The 26905-nt window shown below is 37.6% G+C and carries 23 protein-coding genes, 3 pseudogenes and 1 riboswitch; of the genes and pseudogenes, 20 read left to right on the top strand and 6 right to left on the bottom strand.

The features are described 5' to 3' along the window. Positions 1-97 precede the first annotated feature (97 nt). From C7E02_RS04580 to C7E02_RS04570, 3 genes are read left to right on the top strand one after another with little or no spacing between them, the layout of a single operon-like run. A complete protein-coding gene (locus C7E02_RS04580; protein WP_105308909.1) occupies positions 98-457 on the top strand; it encodes a BlaI/MecI/CopY family transcriptional regulator in 360 nt (119 codons plus the stop codon). Positions 458-470: 13 nt separating this feature from the next. Then, positions 471-1694 carry a M56 family metallopeptidase gene (locus tag C7E02_RS04575; protein ID WP_105308908.1) on the top strand — a complete coding sequence of 408 codons (1224 nt, stop codon included), beginning with the start codon at positions 471-473 and terminating at the stop codon, positions 1692-1694. Positions 1695-1715: 21 nt separating this feature from the next. Then, entirely contained in the window at positions 1716-2447 is a 732-nt protein-coding gene (locus tag C7E02_RS04570) for a hypothetical protein (protein ID WP_105308907.1), read from the top strand. 73 nt (positions 2448-2520) lie between these two features. Here C7E02_RS04570 and C7E02_RS04565 read toward each other — a convergent pair whose 3' ends face one another. Next, positions 2521-3435: an IS3 family transposase gene (locus tag C7E02_RS04565; protein WP_105308906.1), complete on the bottom strand. Its 915-nt coding sequence runs from the start codon at positions 3433-3435 to the stop codon at positions 2521-2523. Beyond that, positions 3432-3716 (bottom strand): transposase, encoded by a 285-nt coding sequence (locus C7E02_RS04560; protein ID WP_181984745.1) that lies wholly within the window; start codon positions 3714-3716, stop codon positions 3432-3434. The genes C7E02_RS04565 and C7E02_RS04560 overlap by 4 nt, the downstream gene beginning before the upstream one ends. A gap of 170 nt (positions 3717-3886) precedes the next feature. On the opposite strand from C7E02_RS04560, the gene C7E02_RS04555 reads away from it, so the two are divergent. After that, positions 3887-4357 carry a hypothetical protein gene (locus C7E02_RS04555; RefSeq protein ID WP_105308905.1) on the top strand — a complete coding sequence of 157 codons (471 nt, stop codon included), beginning with the start codon at positions 3887-3889 and terminating at the stop codon, positions 4355-4357. A 682-nt stretch (positions 4358-5039) separates the two neighbouring features. Here C7E02_RS04555 and C7E02_RS04545 read toward each other — a convergent pair. From C7E02_RS04545 to C7E02_RS04525, 4 genes are all read right to left on the bottom strand, one after another. Then, positions 5040-5378 (bottom strand): hypothetical protein, encoded by a 339-nt coding sequence (locus tag C7E02_RS04545; protein ID WP_105308904.1) that lies wholly within the window; start codon positions 5376-5378, stop codon positions 5040-5042. Positions 5379-5385: 7 nt separating this feature from the next. Next, the gene (locus C7E02_RS04540) at positions 5386-6246 is read right to left on the bottom strand and encodes a trypsin-like serine peptidase (protein WP_022278602.1); all 861 of its coding nucleotides are present in this window, start codon (positions 6244-6246) and stop codon (positions 5386-5388) included. A gap of 656 nt (positions 6247-6902) precedes the next feature. Further along, positions 6903-7301 carry a helix-turn-helix domain-containing protein gene (locus C7E02_RS19595; RefSeq protein ID WP_242978737.1) on the bottom strand — a complete coding sequence of 133 codons (399 nt, stop codon included), beginning with the start codon at positions 7299-7301 and terminating at the stop codon, positions 6903-6905. A gap of 371 nt (positions 7302-7672) precedes the next feature. Beyond that, positions 7673-8344, bottom strand: a complete 672-nt coding sequence (locus tag C7E02_RS04525) for a helix-turn-helix domain-containing protein (protein ID WP_008393244.1) — start codon at positions 8342-8344, stop codon at positions 7673-7675. Between the two features lie 496 nt (positions 8345-8840). Between C7E02_RS04525 and C7E02_RS04520 the strand changes: the two genes are divergently transcribed. The 16 genes and pseudogenes from C7E02_RS04520 to C7E02_RS04435 all read left to right on the top strand — a co-directional run bounded on the left by C7E02_RS04520 (position 8841) and on the right by C7E02_RS04435 (position 26812). Further along, positions 8841-9902: a replication initiation factor domain-containing protein gene (locus tag C7E02_RS04520; protein WP_278279315.1), complete on the top strand. Its 1062-nt coding sequence runs from the start codon at positions 8841-8843 to the stop codon at positions 9900-9902. After that, complete coding sequence (locus C7E02_RS04515) at positions 9902-10105, top strand: excisionase (RefSeq protein WP_002322216.1); 204 nt, start codon at positions 9902-9904, stop codon at positions 10103-10105. The genes C7E02_RS04520 and C7E02_RS04515 overlap by 1 nt, the downstream gene beginning before the upstream one ends. 78 nt (positions 10106-10183) lie before the next feature. After that, entirely contained in the window at positions 10184-11377 is a 1194-nt protein-coding gene (locus C7E02_RS04510; RefSeq protein ID WP_002322217.1) for a tyrosine-type recombinase/integrase, read from the top strand. Positions 11378-11617: 240 nt separating this feature from the next. Then, positions 11618-11899: a recombinase family protein gene (locus tag C7E02_RS04500; protein WP_022278603.1), complete on the top strand. Its 282-nt coding sequence runs from the start codon at positions 11618-11620 to the stop codon at positions 11897-11899. Between the two features lie 75 nt (positions 11900-11974). Then, entirely contained in the window at positions 11975-12379 is a 405-nt protein-coding gene (gene tnpA, locus C7E02_RS04495; RefSeq protein ID WP_105308902.1) for an IS200/IS605 family transposase, read from the top strand. 18 nt (positions 12380-12397) lie between these two features. After that, a pseudogene (gene tnpB / locus C7E02_RS04490) lies at positions 12398-13501 on the top strand (IS200/IS605 family element RNA-guided endonuclease TnpB). A gap of 175 nt (positions 13502-13676) precedes the next feature. Beyond that, complete coding sequence (locus C7E02_RS04485) at positions 13677-13952, top strand: hypothetical protein (protein ID WP_242978736.1); 276 nt, start codon at positions 13677-13679, stop codon at positions 13950-13952. Between the two features lie 159 nt (positions 13953-14111). Beyond that, positions 14112-14477, top strand: coding sequence for a hypothetical protein (locus C7E02_RS19590; RefSeq protein ID WP_242978758.1), 366 nt, complete (start codon positions 14112-14114; stop codon positions 14475-14477). Continuing rightward, entirely contained in the window at positions 14387-14671 is a 285-nt protein-coding gene (locus tag C7E02_RS04475; protein WP_242978735.1) for a substrate-binding domain-containing protein, read from the top strand. The genes C7E02_RS19590 and C7E02_RS04475 overlap by 91 nt, the downstream gene beginning before the upstream one ends. A 235-nt stretch (positions 14672-14906) precedes the next feature. Beyond that, a riboswitch (cyclic di-GMP riboswitch) is annotated at positions 14907-14982 on the top strand. Positions 14983-15060: 78 nt separating this feature from the next. Further along, positions 15061-16803: an extracellular solute-binding protein gene (locus C7E02_RS04470; protein WP_105308900.1), complete on the top strand. Its 1743-nt coding sequence runs from the start codon at positions 15061-15063 to the stop codon at positions 16801-16803. Next, positions 16800-19125 (top strand): annotated as a pseudogene (locus tag C7E02_RS04465) (ATP-binding protein). Before C7E02_RS04470 ends, C7E02_RS04465 begins: the two are co-directional and overlap by 4 nt. A gap of 13 nt (positions 19126-19138) precedes the next feature. Continuing rightward, the gene (locus tag C7E02_RS04460; RefSeq protein ID WP_105308898.1) at positions 19139-19954 is read left to right on the top strand and encodes a substrate-binding periplasmic protein; all 816 of its coding nucleotides are present in this window, start codon (positions 19139-19141) and stop codon (positions 19952-19954) included. After that, positions 19938-22100 carry an ATP-binding response regulator gene (locus tag C7E02_RS04455; RefSeq protein ID WP_105308897.1) on the top strand — a complete coding sequence of 721 codons (2163 nt, stop codon included), beginning with the start codon at positions 19938-19940 and terminating at the stop codon, positions 22098-22100. The genes C7E02_RS04460 and C7E02_RS04455 overlap by 17 nt, the downstream gene beginning before the upstream one ends. Further along, positions 22100-23073: pseudogene (locus C7E02_RS20405) on the top strand (response regulator). Before C7E02_RS04455 ends, C7E02_RS20405 begins: the two are co-directional and overlap by 1 nt. A gap of 245 nt (positions 23074-23318) precedes the next feature. After that, on the top strand, positions 23319-23444 hold the full coding sequence (locus tag C7E02_RS20035; RefSeq protein ID WP_278336538.1) for a hypothetical protein: 126 nt from the start codon (positions 23319-23321) through the stop codon (positions 23442-23444). 374 nt (positions 23445-23818) lie between these two features. Further along, positions 23819-26812, top strand: coding sequence for a glycoside hydrolase family 3 protein (locus C7E02_RS04435; protein WP_105308896.1), 2994 nt, complete (start codon positions 23819-23821; stop codon positions 26810-26812). Positions 26813-26905 lie beyond the last annotated feature (93 nt).

The raw sequence follows: 26905 nt of genomic DNA, 5'->3' as shown, positions 1-26905 counted from the left end.
GGATCATATATTTGGTAGCATAATACAGATTGACAGATATATACTACTGTGGTAGTATGATATTAGAAAACTGCAGTAAATAAAAAAAGGAGCAATTATGGTACCGAAATTTCAAGATTCAGAATTAAAAGTCATGGCAGTATTATGGAAAAATGGAGATATGAAAGCTAGAGATATTGCCGGAATATTGGAAGAAGAAAATGGGTGGAATCTTAATACAACATATACTTTGATTAAAAGATGTATAAAGAAAGGTGGGATTTTAAAAAAAGAACCTAATTATATCTGTCATGCACTTGTTCCTCAGGAAGAGGTTCAGAAAGTAGAAACGAAAGAGTTCATAGATAAGATATATGATGGGTCAGAATCAAAATTATTTGCGGCATTATTAAAAAAGCACAAAGTAGAAGAAAAGGAAATTGCAAAATTAAAAGATATTATAGAAAAATGGGATTAAGGAAATACAATGTATGAATATTTTTCAAATGAGTTTTTTAGGAAGTATATTAATAAGTATTATGTTATTATTTCATAAATATTTAATAAAATATATTCCGAAACGAAAAGTGATTGTATTATGGTATGTCATTTTGGTAAGGCTTTTAGTACCATATCGAGGAATTCAGTGCTATCGGTCTTCTATAAGAACAACTGCATTATACAAAGGAGTAACGAAAGTAATTGGTAATAGTAGCTTTGCGAAAAATTATAGTTGCAATAACATAAATTTTTTTCAAATAGTATGGTTGGTTGGTAGCAGTTGCCTTTTCCTTTTCTTTTTATTCTTATATGTAAAAGGATTGAGCAGATATAGATATGCTAAAGTTATTTCCAATGAAGTGGTAGATCGGTGGTTGGAAAAGCATGAGTCAAAGAGAAAAATATCTATCAAAAAATCAAAGAATATAGAAGTCCCGTTGACTTATGGGGTATTACGGCCAGTAATCCTTTTACCAGAAGAAGTTTATACATCAGAAGAATTGTGTTATATATTAGAACATGAATATGGACATATAAAATATGGGGATATAATAACAAAATTGTTTGTGGTATTAGCAACAATTTTACATTGGTTTAACCCATTAATATGGGTTATGTTCTGCGTTGTAAATCATGATTTAGAATTGGCATGTGATGAGACGGTGCTGAATAGGTTAGGATATAATGAAAGAAAAAATTATGCGTATTCATTGGTATCTATGACAGAAAAAGTGTCGAATCAGTTTATGTTAGTGAATAATTTTGGTGATAACAATTTGGAGGAGAGGATAGTTGAGATTATGAAATATAAGAAAAGAAAGAATAATAAATTTATTTTTTATGTGGTAATCGCAATTTTTGTCAGCCTTTTTATGGTTTCTTCTTCAGTTGTTTTTGCAAATTCTTCATTTGGAACATCATCAAATATGATAATACCATCTGAAGAAGAAATTAAAGAAAAAGGATTTCCAAAAAATTCTTTTGGAGAAACCTATGGACCAGAAATAAGAGACTTAGACTATGAACCAGATCTTATGCTTGCGCAAAACGAAGAAGGAGTTAAAGGCTATATTCGGAAGAAAGAAATAAATGGAAATAATGTAAACACAATAGAAGCTGCGTTAAATGCAAATAAATTAAATCAACAGGAAATTAATATGTATTTGCAAGATGGAAAAACTATTGTTGGAATTTTTAAATTATCTGGGGATTAGTAATATACGAAAGGGAAAAATATGAAAAAAATAAATAAAGTGATTTGTAGTGCATTATTGGTGTGTATGGTTGTAGCTTTTATTCCGATAAAGACCCATGCAGCTGTGGCATCTGGAACAAAAAAGTATGTTACTGTTGGGGGATATTACTATTCTTATCGGTCAAGCGTAGTGTCGCAGACCTCATATGTGGAGGGACTTGGAATTGTTGGATCTCCTAATAAAGTAAATTTTCCAACGGGATATTATGGAATAAATGCAAGATTGTATAATTCAAGTGGAACTCTCGTGAAATCGAGTGGGTGGCATTATAATGACAACTCTGCTGGTGGTACGACCTATGGATCAGGTCAGTATTATAGAAATGGAACATTTTATGCGAAATCGCAAATGAAATTTTATAATGGAAATGGGTATAATACTTATACATCTAATTCGTCTCCTATGATATCAAGAAACCAGATGAATATGAAAGAAAGAATCAATGCACAGGGGACGACATATGGAAGTGATTTTTACGCACAATCTGAAGACGAAGCTCCAGATCTTGTTCGAGTACTTGGAAAGAATGGAGTAGAAGGATATGTATATGCATATGATTTATATAATGAGCCAACTAATTTAAGCGAAGTAAAAGATTACATTAAAACTCAGAATAAAACATATAGTATTCCTGTATATGATGAAAATGGAATGACAGTAATTGATGAATTTGAAATTACGAATAATGTAATAGAAGATGTTGTTTATTAAAATGAAAGGGGCTGTGAATAAAGATGGTCCTATGTCAAGATTTAGTACAAGTTAAAATGAGGTTTTCCTCATCTTAACTTACTAAGGTTAATTCGTCCCGCTGGAACTTATAATACAGTTCTTCGTATTCATTCGGCGACATGTAATCGCAATGACTATGAATTCGCTTTGTATTATAAAATGCTTCCAAATATTCGAATACCAGTCGATATGCATGATCGTAATCACGAATTTTAAAACGATTCAACCATTCGCGCTTAATCAAAGAATGGAACGATTCAATACATGCATTATCCCATGGATAAGCCTTTTTAGAATAGCTGCATTGCATATCGGCGGTAACACGTCTGTATTCTTTGGATACATATTGGCTGCCACGGTCTGAATGCAAAATTAAAGGCTCTTCAATGTTGCGTCTTGTTTTTGCTTTATTTATAGTTTCAATCACGCAGGATACTTCCAAACTTTTTGAAAGTGTCCACGCAATGATTTTCCTGGAATATAAATCCATAATGCTGGTCAAATAGACAAAGCCGTCTATTGTCCAAATATAGGTAATATCAGAACACCAAACGGCGTTCGGACGTTCTGGATTGAATTGCTCATCAAGGATATTTTGTAATTTACTACTGAAGTCAGAATCTTTTGTGGTGATTGTCCATGGTTTGATCCACTGGGCTTTAATACCCAGTTGTTTCATATATTTACCAACTGTTCGCTCAGAAATGATTTCTCCTGATTCACGTAACTTCCTGGTGATTTTCGGAGCACCATAATTCTGTTTGGATTCATCATAAATATCCTTAATGCGAGCTTTCACAGCTTCACGACGTTTGGCTGTGTTCGAAGGAACACGTTTCATCCACGCATGATAGCCAGAACGGGAAACGCCAAGATATTTCAACATTCCGGAGACAGAAACCTGGCGTCGAGCCTTGTGGGCGTTTTCTGCCTTCTCAGCAACTTCGAGATAAATGGCTTCTGTCATTTTCCCAGAATGTTGATGGCTTTTTTTAATATATCAAGTGCATCTTGTGCATCCCGTAATTCGCGTTTTAACCGTGCGATTTCTTTTGCCTCATCAGAAGCATAATTACCAGAGCCACGGCTTTCAATATCGCCTGTTTCTCGAAGTTCTTTCTGCCAACGAGACAGAGATTGGTGACTGATACCAAGATTTGAAGCACAACCTATCAATCCCAACTCCTTGTGGTCATGGTAATATTGAACCGCATCAATTTTAAATTGTTTATCATAGTGCTTTGCCATAATGAGATCCTCCTTCAGTGCATACATACATCATACCATGAAATACTGTATAAGGAATTCTCATTTTGACTTGTACTATTTATATTCTAGCACCAAGAATAGTCCCGAAAAAAAGGGACCTAGGGTTTATTATAAAACCTTGAGGTCCTTCTTTCTGTTATAATTAATTTGTGATAAAAAATAATAATATAATCTATTCTAACCCAAAACAAGAAAAGGTATGCCAAATAGATATAAATCAGAAAAGTTTAGATAACGATAAGAATATTGTATTAGAAATGATGCATCAAATGGTGCATATATATTGTTGGAAGCAAAATAAAAAAGATACTAGCCGAGGAGGTCAGTATCATAATAAAATTTTCAGAGAGATAGCAAATGAAAAAGGATTGATTGTTAATTATAATAAAAGCAGTGGATATCAAGTAATAGATATCAGTACGATAATATGGAAAGATATATTAAATAATTCAAGCATAGGTGAAATTTTGCATAATATAAAAAAGTGTGTAGACTATGAAAAACCGGATTACAAAGCCGTACAATATTATTGTCCAATTTGTAAGAAAAAGATATATGCAGCACCGGGAAGCAATGTGATATGTGGATACTGCATGGTAAATTTTATACAACTGAAATGAACATATCGTGATAATGAAAATTTTTTGTTTTAAGATTAGACAAAAAGTCGTATTGTGACAGTATTAGTATTGTTCTATAATCTACAATGCTACCACCCCTAGACAGGTAGAGGAAGGGGGTGTGCCACTATGAGTTTATTTTCGTCTTTCTTACTCTCTGTCTTGGCAAGTGTAGTCGCCTACTACATCTGCAAATGGCTGGACGGAGACAAATAGGCGGTAGTCAGCCTAAGGTATAAGCAACCTTGTCATAACGGAATAAAAAAGTCCCGGAGGTTACGACTCTGGGACTTTTTGCGTGCCACAATGAGCACTTTCATCTTTCTTGCCTACTGGCATTATAGCATATGTTGTTTGCTTTTTCAATATGTGTTTCTTAACTAAAACCTTTTAATACTTTTAATAAAAGTAATCGTCGGAATAATGTATGATAAAAGGTAGACGATTGCTTTTTGCACAATTAATTGCATAAGTATCATATTAAAAAATATACTCGTGTCAATCAAAAATATGAGTGTATTAGTTGTAGTAAGTTATAAAAAATTTTTCTCGAGACTGTTTCAAGTTTTGTGTAAACAGAAAACTTGATATAAGACATGTCATTAGTTATCGAGAACGGATCCTGATTTTAAGATTCTGTCCTTGATTGTATTATAATTAATGTGTTCCTGAAGTCGGGTTTTCAGTATAATAAATCTCGATTATCTAATTTTTCTATTCGAAGAGCAGTGATTGAAGGTGGATTTGATTCTTCAATTTCGCCATCATATTCTATATTAATCAAGTCTCCAGTAGATAAAGATTTATTGGTATGATTTGTTCCAACAATTATTTCTTTTTGGGTATTTAATGCCTCAACTAATATAATAGTATCTTTTATTTCAATCACCTTTGCATCGAAATTTGGATTTTCTATAACTTTATTTTTGGGGGAATTATTATCATAAAAAATAATCACAAAAAATATAATCACAAAAAGTAATAACCATCCCCATTTTTTTGAAGAAATTTGTTTGAACATATTTTACCTATTCATTTCTATATGTACTGAGAACACTGGCCATTCTTGATGTTACACGCGTCCCTCTGTTTAATTGTTCAGAATCAATTCCACCAGTATGTATTGCAACTATCTGATCATCTAGTGATCGATTTAAAACAGGAGAACCACTGTTTCCAGGTCGAGTATCAACATCATATTTAATTAATGTTGATGTGACAGATTTTACTTGTTTTCCTGCCATCATCATTTGGTCAGAAGGATAACCTATTACTTGTACGGTTGTGTCGACAGAAATATCAGTAGTCCACCCTAAAAATCCATTTGTATTTCCGATATTAGAATTAATATGGAACATACCCCAATCATAATTAATATCTCTATTGTCCATAAATTCGCTTGGTATAGCCAATTGTGTACCCGTATAGGTTGCAACAGGACCACCAGTTCCAGGTAGCCAAAATGAAACCGTTTCTGCTATAGAACCATTTCTATTATACAATACATGAGCAGCAGTTGCTACGTCATTTGGACCAAATAGAAATCCGGTTCCAGTTGCTGATGTACCGTCATAATAAGTAGCCCTTACGCGACCGATAGCTGAATAAGGCATTGTAGATAATAGAATGTCAGGTACTTGTACCGATTCATCTTCACCAATGATTATATTTGGTGATATAGTTTCTGTCTGATATGATTCAGCATTTAAAATATTTTCATCTGTTGAAACGGGGATATTTTCTCTAGTTTCTTCTCCTGTTTCCAGATTTTTTTCATAAATCTGGATAACATTATTTTCAGACTCAATATCAGAAGCATAAATTGTTAGGTCTCCTCCTATTAAAACTGAAAGTGTTAAAGTTGCTAAAGTCAATAATACTTTTCTCATAGGCGTCCTTCCTTTCTGAATCGACATATAATTAAACATTTACAATTAAATGTTACCATATATACAAGTTTGCGTCAAAGTAATTACTATTGATTTTGCTAGAATTAATGCTATAAATATGCGTCAGTTTTTTGTGGCTCATGTGTCTTATATATAGTACCAAAAAGAATCTGTAAAAAAAAAGTACCAAAATTGTAGAAACTATAATATTTAAAATAACTTTATATCTGATTTTTGATTATCCCTATAAATATTACACTTTCAAGCATTTCGAAGTATAGAAAAACACTCATTTTACCACGAATATACCACGATTGAACGAGCCTTGATATGACGATAAAATAGCACTAAAAAGACACCATTGACACATTGAAGTGGTGTCTTTTATTAATAAGCAGTCAATCCTAAGACTAACTGCTTTTGCAAAATAAAGGTAATCACTATTTTGTTTGTTTCTTTAGAATAATATAGCTTGCAATCACAACTACAAAGAATACTAACACGAAAACTAAAGTATGAAATATTCCTATCGGATAAGGTGCAATCCACCCTTCTAGTTTGAAAACCAATCCTGAAATATATCCTGTAATCATAGAAATAGGCATAAAAGCAACTCCGATTATATTAAGCCAATTTACATAAAAGGTGGATTTTTCTTACGATAGTATTCTCGCTATAAAATATCCAACAATCCCTATAGCTTGAATAATCATTGAACCCCAAACTGCTTCCATTGTTTGTTCTGCATACCAATTACCAAATGCACAAAACAGCCCAATAGCAACAAAAGCTGTTGATGATATATAAAGTACCTTACTCGTAAGCTCTTTATTTTTTTGTTCTTTGTCTGCTACTGGTTCAATTCCCTTTAGTATATAGTCAGTTGTTACTCCAAAAAAATCACTCATTATAATTATTTTTTCTAAGTCAGGCGTACTTTGTTCACTTTCCCATTTAGAAACAGCCTGCCTTGAAACTCCAACTTTATCCGCAAGTTCCTCTTGTGATATTCCTTTTGATTTCCTTAAATATTGTATTCTGTCTGCCATATTCATTAGCTAACACTCCTTTCTTTCATGGTGTAATTTTAGCAATATTATCAGTTGCATAGCCACCATTTAGATATGGAAATATGTCAACTGGCAGTTGCAATGATGTTTTTTGACAAATCAGCAGAATATTCTTGCTTATAACGTAATTTAAACATATCCATATTATAACAGTTCCATATATCCGCCACAACAAAAATCAGCACACCCCCCCCTTGACATTTTTCTGTCTTGAAAAATACACACTTTTTCTTTCTTCCTCTTGATTACCAACCACAGAAAAGAAAAAGCCCTGTCAAGAGCCATGCCACCATTGGTGGTGCTTTGCACTCTTTACTGGGCTTTTTGTTTGCTGTATCTTTCATTCAAGAGGAAAATTAAAGACCTCTGTTCCATTTCTCTTTCAGATAATCTTCATAGTCCGTTTCATCAAAATCTAACTGTGGCGAAGTGTCGGGAATGTTATTTCTGCTGTCTATGTCCGCAAGTTGACGGAATATCCAGTCATCATAAGGGTCATGGTATTTATACTCTTTGGGCTGTTCTCTGTATCGGTCTAACCCTCGCATTTCCTTATGTACTTTCATCATGCGTTCTATTTTTTGACGTTGTATCAACTGCTTGATTTCCATAAGTTCTTCTAACTCCGTAACCTCATTGGTAATGTAGTTATGGATATACTGTATGAGTTTGGTTTCCATGTAAAATCTGCATTCTTTTTCATCATTGAAAAATTCATTTTCAGACAGATAATCTAAGGAAACATTGAAGTCCTGTTCCCGTTTGATAATATCCATGATATATGGTTCGGTGTGGTCAATATACTTCCATTCTCCTGATAATAATTCATTGGGCGTTACTCCCAGCACGTCCATTATCTTTTCTAATGTGTCAAAGGTAGGATAATTCACACCCCGTTCAATCTTGGAAAGGCTCTGCATATTGATACCGATTTTATCCGCAAGTTCCTGTTGTTTCATTCCTCTGTGTTTTCTTATGGTCTGTATATTCTCTCCTAAGAAACTGATTTTCTTTTCGTAATGTTCCATAACTTAGTATAACCGCTCCTTTCGTTGCTTTTCTCGGTGTTTATAAGCATATCATACTTAATATTTATTAAAAAGTCAATCAAAACTTCTTGACAAGTAATTCTAATGGCGTTATTATCGTATTAGATAGGGTGATTAAGCACGCTAGGGTCAATCACACGCTTGAGTAAGCATAGAAAAGATGTATTTTCATTTTGATAGCATGAATAAGCATGGACTATCAGACCGAAAATAAGGTTTCTGACTGGGGCTGTTCCGTTTAGCCACGAGTCTTACAAGGCTCGTGAGCGTTAAGAACGGATCAGACACAGGAAGAAAGGGAACGCCTTTAGGCGTTCATAAAGGGCGTATATGTAACACCGCCCTGCGTATACATGTCATAGTACCTAGAAACTGTGATAAATAAAGGAAAAAACACAATTTTTACCCCGCAAAAAAACGGGGCATACGAAAGGAGAAATGCACTATAACTACACACAAAAATTTATCCGTTAAGATTGATTACATCAGCATTGTATTTGATACTGTAACCGCTGAAGATGTAATCATGCACATTTTAGGTTTACCAACTGATATTTTTAATGTCTATCCGGCAAGCGTTAAATTCAAGACGTATCAAGCACGCTGGCAGATTGGAGATATTTATGTATCGGGGGACGCAAGAAAGACAGAGGACAACCCACAGGGGCTAGGCTGTTATCTTGTTATGACTGGCAGAGGTTGTGATGATATTTTCCGTATTCTCGACAGTAGGAATTATACTTTTGGGGATATGTTCCGACGCTGTGAGCGAAGATACGGACTGGATAATTTCCATTTCACAAGACTGGATATTGCCATTGATGATAAGAACGAAAAGCCATTCTTTACCATAGAGCAGATAAAGAAGAAATGCAAAAAAGAGGAATTTATCTCGAATAGTGAGGGCTACCACTTTGACGAAAGCAAGTTTGATGATTTCGACACCGCAAAGACCGTTTATATCGGTGCTGGTAAATCAGGATTGTCCTACCGCTTTTATGATAAAGATAAGGAAGTCTGTTCAAAACATAATAAGACACTTGATGAAGTCGGCAGTTGGAAACGGACAGAAATGCAACTACGTGATGATAAGGCTCATGCTTTTGCCATGACATTCAAAGACAGACCGCTGGAACTTGGGGAACTGGCTTTCGGACTGCTGGCAAGCAACCTACGCTTTGTCGTGCCAAACAGAAATGAAAGTAATAAGAGCAGATGGAAAACGTGTCGGTTTTGGGAACGCTTTTTAGGGGCTGTGAAAGTCTTAAAACTGCAAGTACCGAAACTACATAATTCTCTTGAAGAAACACAGCAATGGCTCACAGAGGGTGGCGTGATTTCCGCTGTCAAAAGTTTTTACTTTTTAGAAGAACATGACGCATTAGGTGGATTGGAAAAAGTGGGAACTATGCTTGATAAAGCAAGATACAGCAATTCCCTTTCCAGTAAACTAACCGCCCACTTACAGAGGATAGACCGCACCGACCTTATCCCCTATATCCAGTATGACACGAAACATGGGAAAGGGGGTATCTGATGAATAACAACGATATTCCTGTATGGAAAAAATACACCCTTACCATTGAAGAAGCGTCAAAGTATTTCCGTATCGGAGAAAACAAGTTAAGACGATTGGCAGAGGAAAACAAGGACGCTGGCTGGCTCATTATGAATGGCAACCGCATACAGATTAAACGCCGACAGTTTGAACAGGTCATTGACAAATTGGACGCAATCTAATGCAAATGAGCCTTGTATGTGTTATGATGAACACAAGTCATATCAAGGCTCTTTCCAACAAGGAAAGGAGCAGACACCATGAAAGAAAAAAGACGGGATAGTAAAGGACGTATCCTGCATACTGGAGAGAGCCAACGAACAGACGGGAAATACTTATATAAATATGTAGACGCATTTGGAAACACAAAATATGTGTATGCTTGGAGATTGACACCCACAGACCCAACACCAAAGGGAAAACGGGAAAAACCCTCACTTCGAGAACTGGAACAGCAGATAAGACGGGATATTGAGGACGGTATCGACAGCACAGGCAAGAAAATGACGCTTTGCCAACTCTATGCCAAACAGAACGCACAGAGGGCAAACGTGAAGAAAAGCACAATGAAACAACGGGAACAACTCATGCGGTTATTGAAAGAGGATAAGTTAGGTGCTAGGAGCATTGATACAATCAAGCCCTCTGACGCTAAGGAATGGGCGTTACGCATGAAAGACAAAGGCTTTTCCTACAATACCATTAACAACCATAAACGCTCGTTAAAAGCGTCATTCTATATCGCCATACAAGACGATTGCGTAAGGAAGAACCCTTTTGATTTCAAGTTAAATGAAGTCCTAGAAAATGATACCAAAGAGAAAGTCGCATTGACAGAGGAACAGGAACAAGCCTTATTGTCATTTATTAAGACGGACAATGTGTATCACAAGCATTATGATGATGTGCTGATACTGTTAAAAACAGGACTTCGTATCTCGGAACTGTGCGGACTGACAGTAGCCGATATTGATTTCAAGAATGAAGTTGTGATTATCGACCACCAGTTATTAAAGAGCAAGGAACAGGGCTATTATATTGAAACGCCTAAAACAAAGAGCGGAATAAGGCAAGTGCCATTAAGCAGAGAAACAATACAGGCATTTCAACGGGTTATGAAGAAACACCCAAAAGCAGAACCATTTGTGATAGACGGACGGAGCAATTTTCTGTTTGTCAATCATAAAGGGAAGCCCAAAGTTGCGATTGATTATAACGCCTTATTTGTTCGTATGATAAAGAAATACAACAAGCACCACAAGGATAATCCCTTGCCACATATCACACCGCATACGCTACGCCATACATTCTGCACAAGGCTGGCTAGCAAGAACATGAACCCAAAAGATTTACAGTATATCATGGGACATTCAAACATCAGTATCACAATGAACTGGTACGCTCATGCGTCCATAGATACCGCAAAATCAGAGGTTCAGCGTCTAATCGCATAAGAAGTAGTTACCACGATTTTAACCACGATTGATAGCGAAAATATAAGAAGATAGACCTAGATATGTGAGGTTTACCACAAAAGCAAAATGCCCGTAGAGCCTATAAAATAAGGCTTTGCGGACATTTAAGAAGATATAAAAAGATAGTCAAAAAGACATATATAATTTGTGATAAAATAATATAGTATTAAAAAGAACGAACGTTAAATATAGTACTATAAATGCAAAGGGAGGAGAAAGATGGATTACGGATATTGTAGAATTTCTACCAAAAAACAGCATATAGAAAGGCAGATAAGAAATATTTTAGAGTACTCTCCAAAGGCAGTAATTGTACAAGAAGTTTTTACAGGAACGAAATTTCAAGAGCGAAAAGAGTTAAACCGGTTATTGAGATTAGTTGTAAAAAACGACAGAATTATTTTTGATTCTGTATCCAGAATGGCTAGAAACGCTGATGAAGGGTGCCAATTATATGAGCATTTATATAATACAGGAATAGAACTTGTATTTTTGAAATAAGGCTACCGCAATCCCACTGGCTTTAGACGGTGGGTTAAGGTAGCAAAAAATCAGAAATTATTGTATACTCATGGCATGGGAACATGGAAATCTAAAAACAGACACAAATACCTATTACAATATCACATTATTTTCGTCTGCAAATATAGGAAGAAATTACTGGTTTCGAGACAGATATCAGATGATATAAAGCAGTATTCATATGAGATATGTCAAAGAAACAGTGTTATTATCAGATATATGGAAACGGATAAAGACCATATTCATTACATGATAGAGACAGGACCAACAATGTCTATTAGTAAGATTGTAAACCTGATGAAGAGCTATACAACATACCATATATGGAAAAGATATCCCCAATATTTACGAAAACAATTTTGGAAAGAACATACCTTTTGGACAGATGGATATTTTGCATGTAGTGTAGGAAAGGTATCGGAAGAAATGCTGAAAAGATATATAGAAAATCAAGGTTGAGAAAGAGAGTGACAGTGGATGTTAAAGGCATATAAATACAGAATATATCCTAATAATGAGCAGAAAATACAAATTGCAAAAACATTTGGCTGTTGCCGTTTTGTATATAATCAGACACTGGCATGCCGGAAAGAAGTATATGAGAAAGAGAAAAAGTCAGTTAGTAAAACTGACTGTAACAATTACTGCAACAGACAATTAAAGAAAGAATATGAATGGTTGAAAGAAGTGGATAAATTTGCTCTGACAAATGCGATTTACAACATGGATGCTGCATATCAGAAATTTTTTAAGGAAAATGCAGGATAGCCGAAATTTAAGAGAAAACACGATAATCATAAGTAATATACAACAAAATTTACGAATGGCAATATAGCCGTAGATTTCGAGGAAAATAGAGTAAAACTGCCTAAATTAAAAAATGTAAAAGCAAAACTGCATAGAAATTTTAGCGGGCAGATAAAATCGGCAACGATATCACAAATTCCGAGTGGAAAATATTATGTATCAATTTTAGTGGAAACAGAACATGTGGAACTGCCACATGTAAATCAAAATACAGGAATAGATTTAGGTATTAAGGAGTTATGTATTACTTCAGCTGGAAAGAAATACGAAAATCCAAAAATCATCAGAAAATACGAAAAGAAACTGATAAAACTGCAAAGGCAGTTAGCCCATAAAGAGAAAAGAAGTCAAAATTACTACAAAACAAAGAAAAAGATAGCATTATGCCATGAAAAAATAACAAATACCAGAAAAGATTATCTGCACAAGATGTCCCTTGAGATTATCAGCGAAAACCAAGTGATAGTTTCAGAAGATTTGCAGATAAAAAACATGGTAAAAAATCATCATTTGGCAAAGTCTATAAGTGATGTATCATGGTATGAGCTTACAAGACAGTTAGAATATAAGGCAAAGTGGAATGGCAGAAAATATATCAAGATAAATACATTTTATGCTAGTAGTCAGCTGTGTTCAGCCTGTGGATACCAAAATACAGAGACGAAAAATCTATCAGTAAGGGAATGGATATGTCCTGTCTGTGGAACAAACCATGACAGAGATATCAATGCGGCAAAGAATATACTGGAAGAAGGATTAAGACAAATAGCATAAAAGGAATAACAATATAGGACAGGGACTGTCCGAATTAACGCCTGTGGAGATAGTAGGTTACGAGGTCTGCGAAGCAGGAAGCCCATTGGCTTTAGACAATGGGTAGTTCACGGAAACAGAAAAACTTGGCGGATACCTTGAAAAAATTCAAATATGCGGAAAAGAACCTTTGTCGATGCTTGGTAATGTTCTGGATCTTGCAAGAATTGAAAATAATAAGGTCGAAATGGAATACACTGTTTTGAATGTCCATGAAAGCTTTGAAAATTGTGTCACTATGTTCCAACAACAGGCAGAAAGTAAAAATCAGACGCTCTCTCTGACAGAACAGATTCTGTATCCGTATGTATATATGGATGCACCGCATCTGTCAGAAGTCTGTCTTAATATTATAAGCAATGCAATAAGGTATACAAATACAGGAGGCACAATATCCTGTAATGTCCTTTAAAATCGTGTGGATGTTTGCAACCTATCTTTTGTTGGTGCGGCACTGTTGGTCATTGCATATTTTATGCATATAAAAAACATATATCTGTGGCTGGTTCTATATACAGTTTCTTATTTTAGCATTGCAATTTTTGATACATTATGCTGGAAAAATAAAAATATGACGGCAGAAACTGCTGCAGAATTAATTGAAGATGGTTCTTGCGTGTGGCTGACAGCGGGAGGTGGAGGAATTAATGAACCTTCATTTTTTCTGAAGAAGCTGGAGGAACGTTATCTGAATACCGGACATCCCTGTGAACTCACTCTTTGTCATAGTGCAGGAGTGGGAGATAAACAGGGAGGAGGCGTTGACCGGTTTGCTCATGAAGGAATGGTAAAAGAGCACTGGAAGAATTTAGAATCACGGATTATAAACGGTACTTTATCTATGATGTGGATACAATTGACGAAGCATGTCAGCGTACCGTTGAAGCCTTGGAGAAGCAAGAACGGCCGACTGCCTTTTTTGCTACGATCGATATGATGACAATTGGCATATACAGTGAAATTAATCAGTGTGGTATGCAGATTCCGCAGGATATATCGGTGGTTGGCTTTGATGACATATTTGTGACAAAGCATATGATTCCTCCGCTGACAACTTATCACGCCCCAATGGGGGAAATTGCCGAGAATGCGGTTAAAATGTTGTCAGAACTGATTGAAAAAATACAATGATTAAATAGTTCAGAAAATATGGAGTAATTCCGGTAGAGAAAGAAGAATATTTGAATACTCCTAATTGAATGCCAGTATTTGGGTTACAGATAACGAATCCATGATACTGGCATTTTCATGTCTTATAATAAGATGTGTTGTTTTCGGGCGTTAAAACGGTAATGTTTTTCTTGCGTACAGTAGATACGCTATAGTATAATAAAACCAGTTTTTTGCATAAATTTAAAAGCTATAATAAGGAAATCGGCAAACCAGATGAAAGTCTGGGACGCAAAGCTACAGGGCCTGTAAAATGGCAGCCAGTTGCATAAAATGAGGTGCACTGTCTGTCTGACAGTGCTTTTTTAAGGAATGACTTATCCACAGAAGATGAAAGGAAAAGGAAAGTTATGAAATTGAAAAAAATATTAGGTGTATCTGTTGTAACTGTGCTGTTATGTCTTACGGGCTGTACGAATAAGAATGCGACGAGTGAACATGAAGCAGTCACTATTCTGGCACCTTATATAGAGTGTGATCGATTAGCTGATCTGGTACATGAGAAGTATCCGGAAGTAAATCTGGAGATTCTTTCCTATTCAGGTGCAAACACCACACAATATTTACAGAATATGTTAGCAGCAGATGATCTTCCCGATATTTGTACACAGACAGTTTATGATCCAGACATCAATGACATGAGTGATAAGATGATCGACCTTTCAAGTTATGATTTTACAGACAACTATGTAGAATCCAGACTGCAGGATGTCTCAGATGATGGAGCCATTTACATGCTTCCGTCAGCTTACAGCTGTTTAGGCATTACCTATAACAAGACTTTATTAGAAGAACATGGATGGAAGCTCCCAAAATCCTTTGCTGATCTGGAAAACCTGGCAGAGGAAGCAAAGGCGGCAGGGGTACAGCTTTGCCTGGCACAGATCGAATTTCCGGGTTACGGATTTCAATATATGTGCAATATTGCGGATACGGGATTTCTGGGAACTTTTCAGGGCAAACAGTGGCAAAAGGATTATCTGACAGGAAAGGCCAATGTGCGTGATACACAGGGCATGATGGATTGCATGGAATATATTCAGAAATGGAAAGACCTGGGCATGTTTACTACGAATAAAAAGAATCCCCAGAGCGATGATGAAACCAGAAATGAATTTATGGAAGGCAATACGTTATTCCTGCTTGGAAGCAAAAATGGTATCGGGGAAACAGATGATACAAAGGATCGGTTTGGATTAATGCCATATCTTTCTGAAGACGGAAGCCAGAATGTATATATTTTGAATGTGACACGCTATCATGGATTGAGCAAAAAATTAGAGGAGAATCCACAAAAACTGGAAGATGCATTAAAAGTTATGGAGATTCTTTCTTCCGTGGAAGGAACGACTGCGGTATATGACGAATCAAAATTGAAATCGAGTTTACTTCCATTTAAAGACTGGAATGCAGACGATACCTATTATGGAGATATTGCTGATGAGATCAATGCTGGAAATACGGCACTGCTTATTTATGCAGGGTGGGAAAATGCATTGGTAAATACAGGAAATCGTATGCTGGAATACCTTCAGGATCAGGCAACGCTTGAAGATGTTGTGGATCAGCTGGATACGGATCAGGATTCTGTGGTAAACAATAAACCGGAAGTTATCACGACTACAACTGAAACTATCTCTCAGGAGAGCTGTGCAAAACTGATTGGAAAAAGCTTTATGGAAGCAACAAAAAGTGATGCGGCACTGATTTCTTTAGGGGAATGGATACATGGTAATGGAAAAGATCAGAATACAGCGGGTGTGAATGGAAAGCTTTATGCACAGGATATTACAGAAGCTGATATTTGTACGATTCTTCCAACAAGCTGGTATGGCACAATACAGACAGCGAAAATTACAGGGAAAGATATCAAAAAGTTATGTGAAGATGGTTATGATGCCGCAGGTACAGGCAACACCTATCCATATGTGCTGGTGAAGGATAAAGAACTTGAAGATGATGAAACTTATCAGGTTGTTATTTGCGGAGCAAATGAAGATGTTGCATTAAATGACAGCGGTATTGTGGGAATGGATGCAGCGAAAGATTACTTTTCAAAATTTAAAACACTGAGTGAGGCAGATGTGAAATGAAACTAAGCAAGAACAGTACATTGGAGAAGATAAATAAATATAAAAAAGTTATATTGGGATGTATTGTTACGATCTTGGTGATGCTCGGTTTATTTGTTTTCCTGAATCAGTCATATATTCAAAAGTTTATTTATGAAGAACGATTGAACCAGATGGATGAAATTACCCATCAGATGTTTTTGAATCTGGAAGATGTTATGGGCACAAAATGGAATTATGTCCAGGTACAATGTAACCTCATAGAATCTGCTGATATACAGACTGTGGATGATATGAGCCGGTATATGAAAACAATAACAGATTTATATGAATTTGAAGATTCCAGGATAACATTGTTGGCAGTGGATGACAGTGGAAAGTACTATACAGAAGAAGGAAACCAGGGAATAGTGAGAGACGCATATCATTTCGAGAACAGCCCTGAAAAAATCAGCTACGTGTCGAATTTTATGACAACAAATGATTCCCGTATGGTTTTCTTACAGAAATTAGAGCATCCAATCAGGCTTCAAGGTGGTCAGATTATTAATTACTATGGTTTATATCAGGATATGCAGGAGCTGAACGAATATTTTGGCTGTGATGCCTATGATAAAAATAACAGCGTCTATATTCTTGATGATAATGGCTTTAAACAGTTTAACACCAATAAAGTAGAACTGATCAAAGGACATAACGTGTTCTCTGTATTAAAGAAGATGGAATATCTTCATGATTCTTCCTTTGACAAAACGGAAAAAGAATTAAATGGGAAAGGTGTAAGTTATTCCAATGCGATACTTGATGGGACAGAGTATTTCTATGTTTTAAAAAGAATGGATAGTTCAGCATGGACCCTGATCTTTCTGGTGCCGGCAAAATATGTAGCAACGAATACGGTAAGGCTTGTGAACCTGATCATGTGGTTTATCATTCTGTTTGCAGTAGTTGCAGCAGTTTGTGTAATTACAGCTATCGTAACAGTGCTTAGAAAAAAACAGAGTGAAGCAATTGAGGTTGAAAGAGAAAATAACGCAAAACTGGAAACAATCAATACAGAACTTACACAGGCAAAACAGGCAGCTGAACAGGCATTTGAAGTAGCCAGTTATGCCAGCCAGTCCAAAAGTGATTTTCTGGCAAATATGTCCCATGATATCCGTACACCAATGAATGCAATTACCGGTATTACATCATTGCTTGAACATGATGCAGGAAATGAAGAAAAAGTAAGAGAATATGCTAGAAAAATAGATGTTTCTGCACGGCATCTGCTGGGGATTATCAATGACGTTCTGGATATGAGTAAGATCGAGGCAGGAAAAACGGTTTTTAAGTATTCTGATTTTTCTATTTTGGAATTTATGCAGGAAATCCAGATGATGTTCCGGCCACAGGCAGAGGGCAAACATCAGAAGATGATAATGAATCATGACAATATCAAACATGAGTGGGTGAATGGGGATCAGGTTCACCTGATGCAGATTTTCAGCAACCTGCTTTCCAATGCTGTGAAGTATACCCAGGAAGGCGGGGAAATTCAGTTCCTTGTAGAAGAATATGAAACAAAATCCAGGGCGTATGCAAGGTACCGCTTTTTAGTCAGTGACAATGGTATGGGAATGTCGGCTGATTTCAAGGATACAATTTTTGATGCGTTTACCCGTGCGGAAAGTTCCCTTACAAATAAAATACAGGGAACCGGACTGGGAATGGCGATTACTAAGAACCTGGTTGAGGCAATGGGAGGCACCATTGATGTGGAGAGTGAACTGGGACAGGGAAGCTGTTTTGAGGTTCTCATAGATCTGAAAATTGCAGAGGATAGAACCGTTGCTCTGGCAGCACAAGAAGAAACAGATGAGCAGGATGGTAATATCCTGCAGGGAATGAGGTTCCTGTGCGCAGAGGATAATGAGCTGAACGCAGAAATTCTGACGGAACTGTTAAAGATTGAAGGTGCAAAATGTACCATCTGTGAAAATGGTGAAGAGATTTTGAAAGCATTTGAACAGTCTGTTCCAGGTGATTACGACATGATCCTGATGGATGTGCAGATGCCTGTTATGAATGGTTATGAGGCAACGAAGGCAATCCGCAGAAGTTCCCATGAACTGGCAAGGACGATTCCGATCATTGCCATGACTGCCAATGCATTCTCAGAGGACATTCAGCATTCTCTGGCAGCCGGTATGAATGCACATGTTTCAAAACCGGTTGAGATGAAAGTACTGGAAAAGACAATCAGAAGTATAAAATCCGGGGGGGGTACCGAACCGCAGGTCACTGAACAATGACAAATGGAAAGTAACCGTACATAAAAGAATCGAAAAGGATAGTTAGGGATAGATAGAAAATGAAAGGAAAAAGAATGATTGCAGGCATTCTGCTTGCGGGAATTTTAGCGGTCACCCTGGCAGGGTGTAAAAACACAGATAACACGAAAGAAGAAAACAAAAAGCCTGTGATTACCCTCGGCAGCGACAGCTATCCACCATACAATTATCTGAATGAGGATGGTGTACCGACGGGAATCGATGTAGAACTGGCTGCGGAAGCTTTTAAAAGAATGGGATATCAGTTGGAGGTTGTCCAGATCAACTGGGAGAAGAAAAAAGAACTGCTGGAGAGCGGAGAGATTGACTGTATCATGGGCTGTTTTTCCATGGAAGGGCGTCTTGATGATTACCGCTGGGCGGGACCGTACATAGCAAGCCGTCAGGTGGTCGCTGTAAATGCGAACAGTGATATTTATAAACTGAGTGACCTGGAGGGTAAGAACCTGGCTGTTCAGTCCACAACCAAACCGGAAGGAATCTTTCTGAACCGGACGGATGAGAGAATTCCAAAGCTGGGCAATCTGATCAGTCTGGGACACAGGGAGCTGATCTATACGTTTCTGGGGAAAGGATATGTAGATGCAGTTGCAGCACACGAGGAATCTATCGTTCAGTATATGAAGGATTATGATGCAAGCTTCCGTATTCTGGAAGAACCTCTGATGATCACCGGAATCGGTGTCGCTTTTGCAAAAGATGATGACAGAGGAATCTGTGAGCAGATGGATCAGACACTGGAGGAGATGCGTCAGGATGGCACATCCCTGAAAATCATTGAAAAATATCTGGACGATCCCCAGAAGTATCTGGAGGTGGATGATCTTGGATATTAAGAGAAAGAAAAAAGAAAAACGAATCCGGCTGTTCGGCTGTCTGATTGGAATCTGTGTGGCAGTAGTCTCTCTGCTTTATTTCTTCCACGCAGAAAAAGCAGAAGCAGAGAAAAGAATGGTGGAGATTGTAAACTATGTGAAAGTGCAGTGTTCCACCTACACCCATTATAATGAATCTTCGGAATCCAAAAGTCTTCTCCGTGCCATTGAAAGTGCCAGACAGATGAGCACGAATATCGATACGGAAATAGAAAACGGCGGTCAGCTAAGCCGGGATTTTCTGAAAGAAAATCTGCAGACTCTCTGGGTGGATGGTGTCATTGTACTGGATGCTGAGGGAAAGACGGATTGCGAATACAGTACGGATGAGTCTCTGACAGGTGAGATTACGGCGTATCTGCAAAAAGACATTATCATGGATTTTGCCGGATATGAAGAAAGAACTTATTCAGAACGGTTTAACAGGAAAGACGGATCACATATTGACATTGCAGCCTGCGCCAGAAAAGATGCACCAGGTATCGTTGCGACCTATTATTACACATCTCCTGAATTTGCCAGAAACTATACGTTGACGATACAGGGACTTTTAAATGGTTATAGTATCCAGAAAGATGGAACGATTATTGTTGCAGATGAGGGAATCGTTGTTGCCAGCAATGATGAGAAACTTCTGTGGCAGAACACCGCCGGCAATGAGGTGGTTCAGGCAATGAAAAAGCATACAGACAGTCAGCACATTTTCCATTTGAAGAATAAAGGGACCGGATGTTACGGAATCATGCTGAAGCAGCGGGATTATTATATTTATGCGTATCTTCCGGATACGGAAGTATTTCATAACCTTCCATTAAGTGTGATAAGCGTTATTTTTCTTTATTTACTGATATTCGGTATGTTCTTATTCTGGGGATACAGAACTAATCAGGCACATCAGAAACAGGAGATGGAAAAAGATGAAAAATACAAAGCAGAACTTCTGATAGCAGCAAAAAAGGCAGAAGCAGCCAATGAGGCAAAGACAGAGTTTCTACAGCGGATGAGCCATGATATCCGGACTCCGATCAATGGAATCTGCGGTATGATTGATATGGCAGAGCATTATGCAGACGACATGGAGAAACAGACAGAATACAGAGCAAAGATCAAAGAGGCATCCAATCTGTTGCTGGAACTGGTAAATGATGTTCTGGATATGAGTAAGCTGGAGTCTGGTGAAGTTGTTCTGGAAGAGAGTCCATTTAATCTGAGCAAAATTTTTGAGGAAGTGCTTGTTGTGATTGAACAGATTGCTGCAGAACAGAATATCCGAATTGTATGGGAGAAAAAAGAAATCAAACACCGTGCTCTTATTGGAAGCCCGAGGTATGTGAAACGTGTGATGATGAATATCCTGTCGAATGCGGTGAAATATAACAGAGCAAACGGGCAGATTTATATCAGCTGCAGGGAAATTCCATCCGAACAGCCGGAAATGCCGATAATAGAATTTGTCTGCCGGGATACTGGAATCGGAATGACAGATGAGTTTCAGAAGCATATTTTTGAACCATTTGCACAGGAGCATACCGGAAGCCGCACAAAATTTGCAGGAACAGGTCTGGGAATGCCGATTACAAAGAAACTGGTCGAGAAAATGGGGGGAACGATTACTTTTGAAAGTGAAAAAAGCGTAGGGACGACATTTGTGATCCGGGTTCCATTTAAACTAGATCCGGATGCGGATAAACGTGAAGAACAGAAAGATGTATCCGAAAAATCTATAAAGGGACTGCATATTCTTCTGGTGGAAGATAATGAGCTGAATATGGAAATCGCCGAATTTGTGCTCCAGAATGAAGGCGCTGACGTGTCAAAAGCATGGAATGGACAGGAAGCTGTTGAAGTATTCAAAAAAAGTGAACCTGGTGAATTTGATGTCATTCTTATGGACATTATGATGCCGGTCATGAATGGTTATGAAGCCGCAAAGATGATCAGGTCTCTGGACAGAGAGGATGCAAAGGAGGTACCGATCATTGCAATGACAGCAAACGCGTTCACGGAGGACAGAATAAGAGCAAAAGAAGCAGGGATGGATGAACATGTTGCTAAGCCTGTTGATGTGGAATTACTGATAAAAATAATTTATAAACTAGTTGGATGATGAAAAATACGGATAAAAGGCAAAGAATACTGATTGTTGATGATGCAAAGCTCAACAGGGATATATTGAAGGAGATTCTGGGGGAAACTTATAATTATCTGGAAGCTGAAAATGGAAATCAGGCGATTCAGATGACAGCAGATAATCCGGGGATTGATCTGATGCTTTTAGATATCAATATGCCACAGATGAATGGTTTTGAAGTTCTGAAACTGATGAAACAAAGTCAGTGTCTGGATGAAACTCCTGTGATTATGATATCTTCAGAAGATGCCGTTGATACTATGCGTAAGGCATATGAGCTGGGAATCACGGATTATATCACACGACCGTTTGATTCTGTGATTGTAAAGAAAAGAGTCCAAAACACTTTAGGGCTCTATGCGAACCAAAAGCATTTGATCATGACACAGCGATTCAAATGATCCTGGATGGGCAATGTGGGCAATTTAATCCAATCCTCCTTAAGTGTCTGAAAGAACTGAGTCGTCAGTTTTCAAAAATGCTTGATAAAGAGATGGATGATAATAAATATTACCATGAAATACAGAGACTTTCGAATGAAATACTCAGCGACAGAGCTTTACCGAATCAAAATTATTCACAGAGTGTTGTCAAGGTCATGCAGGAAAAAATCGATTTCTTCAAATCGAACAGTGGCATGAATTCGATTGATTACAATGCAATTTCAGGTCAATTAACTATATTAAATGGAGAACATCAGATATTATGTCAGAGAGATAATCCGAATTTCAATTTGTTTAAAGAATTTGGAGTAAATGAAGAAGATGTTCAATATATTCGTGTTTTATTACATCAGACATCTATACAAAATAAAGAAATATCTGCCACGATAAAAGCGACGGTGGAAAATAACAGTCAGATGTACAGAATGAAATTGCATACATTGTGGTCGCCTTTAAAGAAGGATGGATACATTGGAATCATTGGATATTTTGACCCTGTAAAATAGAAAAATGCAAAGGAGTATGGTATTAGCTTTGAAGGCGGAGCTTCCATGAGTACTTTTCATCACAGATATATCCGTAAAGATACAAAAGAGATACCAATCATTGCGATGACAGCGAATGCATTTCAGGATGATATCAGGGACTGCATTTGATGCCGGTATGAATGGACATATTGTAAAACCCATTGACAGTAAAAAAATAGAGGATACTTTGCAATTGGTTTTAAGGCAGAAAAGGAAGAAAAATGATGAGTAACAAAAATAAGAGCAGAATACGGCAATATGGAAGCCGGAGTGGCTATGAGTATGAACAGGCGTTTTCTGCATTTTTAAGGATGAACAAACGGAACACAAACTACGGTTGGAATATATAAAGAAGAAAAAGAAGCGGCAGTTTCCTGAAATACAAAATGTAAATCAGACTGTCGCTTTTTTATGGATTTTCAGATGAATTTAAGAGAATAGTGCAAAGTGCGGGTCGCTCTCGTTTGTTTTAAGGAGAAATGATATACAGACACCGAAAAAATTCTCTTCTTTTAGTGACCAGGTTTCCTGGATCAGTGATGAAAAGGAAATAAAAATAAAAGACAGAAAATATGCAGAAGAGATGTTACGCCCAATAACCGTTTGTGGCTGTAAAAGTTCCTTTCGTGTCATTTTTGATGAAAAAAGAAAAGTTATGCTATGATTTTATCCAATAGAGAAGCAAATCTATCTAAAAAATGACAGGGAGAAAAAAAGAAAAACGATGAAAAGAAAAGTTGGAGTAAGCAGCCTGATCAGTATCGGTGCATTGTTGGCATTGTATGTAACTCCGGTAAGCGCTGCCGGTCTGGAAGTGCAGAAAAGTGATGTGATTACAGTTCTGAAAAATTGCAGTCCTTATTTTGCAGCATTTGCAGTTGTTTTAGTTGCAGCTATCATTTTTGGAATTGTATGCCGGAAATTTGAATCCGGGAAAAAGGTGATGTTAAGAGGGCAGACTGTAGTTGTAACACTGCTTGTATGCGTTGTGATGCTTAATCAGATATGCCTGGGACCGGTTAGTACACTTTTGGATGTTGTTGTACAGGAAAAAGGTGAAGTGGAAGAGGATACTGAAAAAGAAGCAGAGAACCTGATCAGCGAAATAGCAGAGGAAGGAATTGTATTAACTAAAAATAACGGAACGCTTCCACTAAAAGAAGATACGAAGAATCTAAATGTATTTGGCTGGGCCTCTATAAACCCATGCTATGGTGGAACAGGATCAGGTTCTGTTGATACATCAGACTGTGTTTCTCTACTCGAAGGACTGAAATCCGGCGGTTATACACTGAACCAGACATTGATCGATATGTATACGGATTACGCAAAGGATCGACCGGAAGCAGGCATGTCGAGCGTAGATTGGACATTGCCGGAACCGACGACAGACTATTACACAGATTCAATCCTGGAAGAGGCAAAAGAGTTTTCCGATACAGCGGTTGTAGTTATCGCAAGAATCGGAGGAGAAGGAACAGATCTTCCGACAGATTTTGGAGCAAAGAATGAGGACGGATCCGACAAATATACTTATGCGGATAATAGTACAGAGTACAAGGATTTTGCGGATGGACAGCATTATCTTGAATTAAGTCAGACCGAACGTAACATAGTCGAGCTGGTGTGTGATAATTTTGAAAATGTCGTTATTGTTTATAACGGTGCGAACGCAATGGAACTTGGATGGGTAGAAGACTATGAACAGATCGATGCGGTACTTTGCTGTCCGGGTGCAGGAGAAAGCGGATTCAAAGCCCTGGGAAGCATTCTGAACGGAGATGTAAATCCATCCGGTAAATTGGCAGATACCTATGTATACGATCTGACAGAGACACCATCTTATAATAATTTCGGTGATTTTACTTATGAGAATATGGACGAATTCAAATGGGATGAAAACGGAACGGCTCAGGATGTCAATTTTGTAAACTATACCGAAGGTATTTATGTCGGATACAAATTCTATGAAACTGCCTACGAAGAAGCCAAGCAGGGAAATATGGATTTTGATTATGATACAACAGTGCAGTACCCGTTTGGATATGGTCTGTCTTATACGACATTCGACCAGAAAATTTCAGATTTCGAAACAACGGAAGATGGATTTAGAGTTACGGTTGAAGTAACAAATACCGGAGACGTGAAGGGAAAAGATGTAGTAGAGCTTTATTATAATCCACCTTACACAAACGGTGGTGTAGAAAAATCTGCAGTCAACCTGATCGACTTTGAAAAGACCGACGCATTGGAGCCGGGTGAAACACAGAAAATTGAATTTGAAATTGATGCAGAAGATATGGCATCCTTTGATACTGACGGTACAGGTTCTTATGTACTGGAAAAAGGTGATTATGAAATCAGTATTCGTTCAGATGCACATACAGTTATTGATCAGACAGAATACAACGTGGATGATACGATTGTGTATAATGAATCCAATCCAAGATCTTCTGATGAAACAGCAGCAACCACACAGTTTGAATTTGCCGAGGGAGACGATGTAGAATACCTGAGCCGGGAAAATGGTTTTGCTAACTACGACAAGGCGACTGCTGCACCTTCGAATTTTACAATGAGCGAGGAGAAAAAGGCAAATTACCAGAATGCAGCGAATTATGATCTGGAAGCACGAAATGATGATAGCGATGAAATGCCGGTAACCGGAGCCGATAATGGACTGGTTCTTGCTGATCTGAGAGGAAAATCCTATGACGATGAGAAATGGGATGATCTTCTTGACGAGATGACGATCGAGGATATGATGTCACTTATCAGCGGAGGAGGGTATCAGACAGCTGCCGTTGAATCAATTGAAAAAACAGAGACTACAGATAATGATGGTCCGGCAACGATTTATAACAACTATACAGGTGCAACCGGAAGTGCATATCCATCAGAAGTTATGCTTGCCAATACCTGGAGTAAAGACCTTGCCCGTAAGATGGGAGAAAGCATCGGAAAACAGGCCGATGAGATGGATGTTTCCGGATGGTATGCGCCGGCTATGAACATTCACAGAACAGCATTTGGCGGCCGTAATTTTGAATACTATTCTGAAGACAGTATTTTATCGGGAATGATCGCGACATCAGAAATCCAGGGTGCAGCCGAATACGGTGTATACAGTTATGTCAAGCACTTTGCATTTAATGACCAGGAAACAAATCGTATTTATCAGTTATGTACATGGATCAATGAACAGGCAATCCGTGAAGTATATCTTCGCCCGTTCGAAATTGCCGTAAAAGACGGAAATACAGGTGCAGTTATGGCTTCTCATAACTATATCGGAGATAAATGGGTTGGTGCCAGCTCTGAACTTTGCGCAACGGTACTCAGAGATGAATGGGGATTCGAAGGTTTTGTTTCAACAGATATGTTTGCCGGATACGGATATTATGATGCAGATATGGCAATCCGTTCGGGAGTTGACAGTATGCTCAATCCGATGAATCATCCGGATGCGACATTAACGGATACCAAAAGTGCAACATCGGTGAAGGCAATGCGTAAATCATGTCACAATATTTTATATACGGTTGTAAACAGCAGAGCCTACAATGAAGAAAATGCCGGATACCATATGACATTATGGCGTCAGATCCTTTTGGGAGCGGATATTTTTGCCGGAATCCTTCTTGCAGCCGTAGAGATTATCTTAATCCGTAAATACATAAAAAACAAAAAGAAAGTAAAAGTCACAGTGCAGAAATAAGAGATTTAGGAAAAGGGGATCGGATTAGCTGATCCTCTTTTTTGGGAAACTTTTTTATAATGTACACAAATGTTTTTGTGGCTTATAATAAAA

The sequence above is a fragment of the Dorea sp. Marseille-P4042 genome, from assembly GCF_900290215.1.
Classification (GTDB): domain Bacteria; phylum Bacillota; class Clostridia; order Lachnospirales; family Lachnospiraceae; genus Dorea; species Dorea formicigenerans.
Note: the sequence above shows the minus strand (reverse complement) of the source record. Positions and strands in the feature narration are given on the sequence as shown.